Source organism: Nocardia sp. NPDC050630, from assembly GCF_044457245.1.
Lineage (GTDB): Bacteria > Actinomycetota > Actinomycetes > Mycobacteriales > Mycobacteriaceae > Nocardia.
Genome location: NZ_JBITGN010000057.1, coordinates 1 through 4,743, shown reverse-complemented (window position 1 = coordinate 4,743; position 4,743 = coordinate 1). Strand labels below are relative to the sequence as shown.

The following is a 4,743-nucleotide window of genomic DNA, read 5'->3' as shown; positions in this document are numbered from 1 at the left end:
GCCCGGTGCGCTTGGCGGCGCACGCCGGGTTCGGGAGGCGGCTCGGAGAGACCCACCGGTGGCAACACTGGCAGGGCGCTCCGGGCCGACCTCACCGTCGTATCCCCGGCGCAGCCGGGACGGATTGGAGGGAGGTCTGTGGGTCTGATGACTAACCCTGCGTCGAAAGGCTAAGGGGGACAAGAGCATGTCAGGAAACCGGCGACCGGGTCCAGGTATCAGGGACGGTGCGTCGGGAGACCCGTGCGATAAGGCGAAAGCTGGATTGCCTGAAGCCCAATCTCCAGACGGTGCAAATGCCCGCCCGTCGGAAAGATACCTGTCACCGACGCCGTGTCCCGGGCCGGTCTCATCCGCTGGCCGGCTCGCCCTTCGGATGCGGAGCGATGTCCAGTGAGGATATTCAAGGAGATGAGTGGGCCGCCTACGTCGCGCTCGATACGTACGACGAAGACGAACGCGGGATCGCCTACGGGACGCGAGTCCTAGGGCGACGGAGTCGTCGTAGTAGTCGCCGGAGTCACGCCCGGCCGAGGGGGACGGGAAAGCCGTCCGCAGGGCGAAGGACGACAGGTGATCGGACACCACAGGAACTGGGAGGTATGCGAAATGCAGAGCGCCGCAACGGTGCTGGGTGTCCTCCGTGATCGCGGCAGGAAGGGGCTGCCGCTGGATGAGTTGTATCGACAGTTGTTCAATCCGCAGTTGTATCTGGTGGCCTACGGACGCATCTACGCCAACACCGGCGCGATGACACCCGGGGTCACCACAGAAACCGTGGACGGCATGTCGCTGAACCGGATTCACCGCATCATCGATGCGGTGCGCCACGAGCGCTACCGGTTCAGCCCCGCCCGGCGGGTCTGGATTCCCAAACGCAACGGGAAGCTACGCCCACTCGGGCTGCCGACCTGGTCGGACAAACTGCTCGGTGAAGTGATCCGCCTGCTATTGGAGGCGTATTACGAGCCGCAGTTCTCCGACCGGTCCCACGGGTTCCGTCCCGGCCGAGGTTGCCACACCGCTCTGAGCGAGGTGGCCGACACCTGGACCGGGACAATCTGGTTCGTCGAGGGAGACGTCTCCGACTGCTTCGGATCGCTGGATCATCAAGTGCTATTGACGATCCTGGCGGAGAAGATCCACGACAACCGGTTTCTGCGGCTGATGCGCAACATGCTCGAGGCCGGATACCTGGAAGAGTGGACATGGAATGCCACCGTGTCGGGTGCCCCGCAAGGTGGGGTGGTCTCGCCGATCTTGTGCAATATCTACCTGCACCGGTTGGACGATTACGTCGAGAACACGCTCATTCCCGAATATACAAGGGGGACAAGAAGAACCCGGAACGCCGAATACGAGCGTATCCGTCACCGGCTGGCGCGAGCCCGCAAACGCGGTGACCGAGATATGGTGCGGCAGTGGCGCACTCGGCTGGCTCGCCTGCCCAGTGTCGACTGCCGCGATCCCGGCTACCGTCGACTGCGATACATCCGCTACGCCGACGACGTTTTGCTCGGATTCGCCGGACCGAAAACCGAGGCCGAGGACATCAAACAGCGGCTGGCCAGCTTCATGCGCACCGACCTGCGCTTGGAGCTGTCACAGGAGAAAACGCTGATCACCCACGCGCGCACCCGCGCGGCACGGTTCCTCGGATACGAGATCACCACCCAGACCGGCACCGGCGGCCGCCGCACCGCCGAAGGCAGCATACGGCTGCGGGTGCCGATCCCGGTGATCAAAACCTCGTGCGCACCATACCTGCAGGGCGGCAAACCCGCCCCGCAGCGCGCCCTGCAGAATCTCGACGACTACGGCATCGTCGCAGCATTCGGGGGCATCTATCGGGGCCTGGTCAACTATTACCTGCTCGCCGGAGACGTCTATCGTCTCGAACGGCTGCACTGGGTGATGCAGACCTCGCTGTTGAAAACGCTTGCAGGCAAGCATAAATCGTCGGTGGCCAAGATGGCGGCCCGTCACCGGGCCAGCATCGACACCCCGCACGGTTTGCGCGCCTGCCTCGAGGCAACCCGCCACCGTCACAACAGCAGGCCCCTGGTCGCACGGTTCGCAGGCATCCCCCTCACCCGGCGAAAGACCGCGATCCTCACCGATCGCGTCCACACCCGGAACCCCTTGTCCCGCAAGGAGGTCATTACCCGACTCCTGCGCGACACCTGCGAGCTCTGCGGGAATCACGGCACAGTGGACGTCCACCACGTCGCGAAACTCGCCGACCTCGCACCCACCGGCCCCGGCCAACCGGCATGGGACACGATCATGGCACGCAAGCGACGCAAAACCCTCGTGGTCTGCCCGCCCTGCCACGACCTAATCCACACCGACCACACCCGGGCCACCATCACGGAGTAGTCACTGGAGAGCCGGATGATCAGGAAACTATCAAGTCCGGTTCGGCGGGAGGCCGCCCGGAAAAGGACCCGCACACCGCGGGCACCTCGCTGGACGGCCTACCCAACTAGTTGGAGCTCTGTGCGCAATATGCTGGCACCGTGCATTTGGAACTGGTCACGATCGTGGTCGCGGAGTACGACCCGGCCATCGACTTCTTCGTGCGGGTCCTCGGCTTCGACCTGATCGAGGATTCGCCCTCGCTGACAAACGACGGCCGCCCGAAGAGATGGGTGGTTGTGCGCCCGCCCTCTGCTTCCACGGGCATCCTTCTGGCCCGAGCTGATGGCGACGTGCAACGTCCCGCGATCGGCAACCAAGTGGCCGGTCGCGTCGGATTCTTCCTCCGCGTCGACGACTTCGATGCGGCACAGCGCCGAATGACCTCTGCGGGAGTGGAATTCGTGACCGAGCCTCGTCGCGAGCCTTATGGACGAGTCGCCGTCTTCCTCGACATATCCGGCAACCGGTGGGACCTTCTCGGTCCATCGGAGCCGTCCACAGCATGACCCGAACTCGGTCCGGTTCGTCCGCACATCGGCATTACCGCGCGTTCTCAGGTGACCTTGCCGTCCCTGGTGTTTAACCTTCCGACCTGCTATATCCTGCCAAGAGGTTGACGCAAGACAGGATTGGTGACGGCGGCGACGGTGTGGACGGCCGTTTGCAGCCGCAGATACTGCTCGGGGGTCAGGTCGCGGACCACATCTTCGGCATGATGGCGGGGCACCACGAGGACATAGCTGGGCAGGGTCGGGTACTTGTTGAGGAACCCGACGTGGTCGCCGTCGTCGTAGACGGTCTCGTGCTCGAAACCCGGTGTCCCAGCGAAGAACTCGCAGATGAAACACGGCTCGGTCCGCACCCGCGTCTCGTAATCGTCCATGTCCATCGCGACGCGTCGCCGGCGTATCGCGGCGGCAACGTCCTCGGCGCCCACAGGTTTGGTGGCGACCAGGTGGAAATACCGCGCCGCATCCCGATACGGCCGCCGCGCAGCCATGGCGTTCTCCAACCGCAGCAGCCGGTCGAAAAACTCGGGGTCGTGTTTGGCGTCGTCGTCGGCGATCAGATCACATACCGCCCGAATGCCGTATCGCACGGGCGGGTCCATCCCCGCGGCGAGCAGGTCGGCGGCGACCTCGTCGGCGCTGCGCGGCTTGTACTCGACGTTGTAGGTGGCCGAAACACGGGTAGGTGTATCCAGCAGCCGCAACGCCTCGTCGAGATCACCCGACCGCACCGCCGCGGCGAGAGGGTCACAGACGGGTTCGGCGCCATCACGCTGGCAAGCGTGCGGGCGGTCCATGCAGGCGTCAGTTCCGATGCAGCTCAATAGCATTCCTCGTAGTCGAGTATCCGACGTCCCGCGTCGGTCCAGGACTACGAACGGATCTGATCTTGCAAAGGCGTCCCTGGGGATGATCTGACATGGCGGCGCCCATGCCTGCCGCTGACTCAGCGAGCAGTCGCCAACCATGCGCGTGGTGAGGATCCCACTTTTTGCGTGAACGCCCGCGAGAACGCCGGAGGGTTGGCATACCCGAGTTCCGCAGCCGTGCGAGCAACCGAGGCGCCGGCGCGAAGCCGGTCCTGGGCGACCGTGACCCGCCACCCGGTCAGGTACTCGGCGGGGGGCTGGCCCACCATCACTTTGAACCGGGCGGCGAATGAACTGCGGGACATGCGCGCTTCGCGCGCCATCGTGGCGAGTGTCCAAGGCCGCCCCGGCGACTCGTGGATAGCGACAAGTGTCCGGGCGAGGCGTTCATCGGACAGCCCTGTCAGCAGCCCGGTGGACAGCGCAAGCTCGTCGGCGTGGTCGAGAATCCAGCGAAAGAGCTGGATGAGGACGACTTCGAAGAGCCGATCGGCCAGCACTTTTTGGCCGCACCGCACGTTGTCGATCTCGGCGAACAGCAGATCGAGCGCTGGTTCGAGGGTGCCGACGGCATCCAGCGGGAGCACGATCACGGGCGGGAGAGTGCGTACCAGGGGATGAGTCGGGCCGCCGTCGAAGTCTAGTGTCGCGCAGGCGAAGTCGGAGTCCTCGGTGGGTGCGTTGTGGAAGGCGTGTTCCAGCGGGCGTGGGTAGAACAGCAGGCTGGGCTTATCGATCTGTCGCTTTTCCAGCCGACCGCTGACGCCTCGGTGCGTCACTGCCATCTCACCGTGTCGGAGCACGTGGAGGAAGCCTCGTCCTAGTTGTGCGTCGAAGGTCGTTACGCCACACAACGGTCCCGCATGGAACAAGCGGGTTCGCACCCGGAAGCGTTCAAGTAGGGGCGAGAGCTGGTCGAGGGAAGTCACAGACCAAGGATGACA

At 64.6% G+C, this 4,743-nt stretch carries 4 protein-coding genes; 2 read left to right on the top strand and 2 right to left on the bottom strand.

Annotated features, from left to right (window positions below; genetic code table 11):
• The first annotated feature begins 609 nt into the window (after nt 1-609).
• Together ACIBG0_RS42065 and ACIBG0_RS42060 are read left to right on the top strand one after the other, a co-directional pair.
• The gene (locus tag ACIBG0_RS42065) at nt 610-2,379 is read left to right on the top strand and encodes a reverse transcriptase domain-containing protein (RefSeq protein ID WP_397041234.1); all 1,770 of its coding nucleotides are present in this window, start codon (nt 610-612) and stop codon (nt 2,377-2,379) included.
• 140 nt (nt 2,380-2,519) lie between these two features.
• The gene (locus tag ACIBG0_RS42060) at nt 2,520-2,927 is read left to right on the top strand and encodes a VOC family protein (protein ID WP_397041233.1); all 408 of its coding nucleotides are present in this window, start codon (nt 2,520-2,522) and stop codon (nt 2,925-2,927) included.
• Nucleotides 2,928-3,016: 89 nt separating this feature from the next.
• Here the strand turns inward: ACIBG0_RS42060 and ACIBG0_RS42055 are convergent, their stop codons facing one another.
• The gene (locus tag ACIBG0_RS42055) at nt 3,017-3,727 is read right to left on the bottom strand and encodes an HIT family protein (protein ID WP_397041232.1); all 711 of its coding nucleotides are present in this window, start codon (nt 3,725-3,727) and stop codon (nt 3,017-3,019) included.
• Nucleotides 3,728-3,876: 149 nt separating this feature from the next.
• Entirely contained in the window at nt 3,877-4,728 is an 852-nt protein-coding gene (locus tag ACIBG0_RS42050) for an AraC family transcriptional regulator (protein ID WP_397041230.1), read from the bottom strand.
• Nucleotides 4,729-4,743 lie beyond the last annotated feature (15 nt).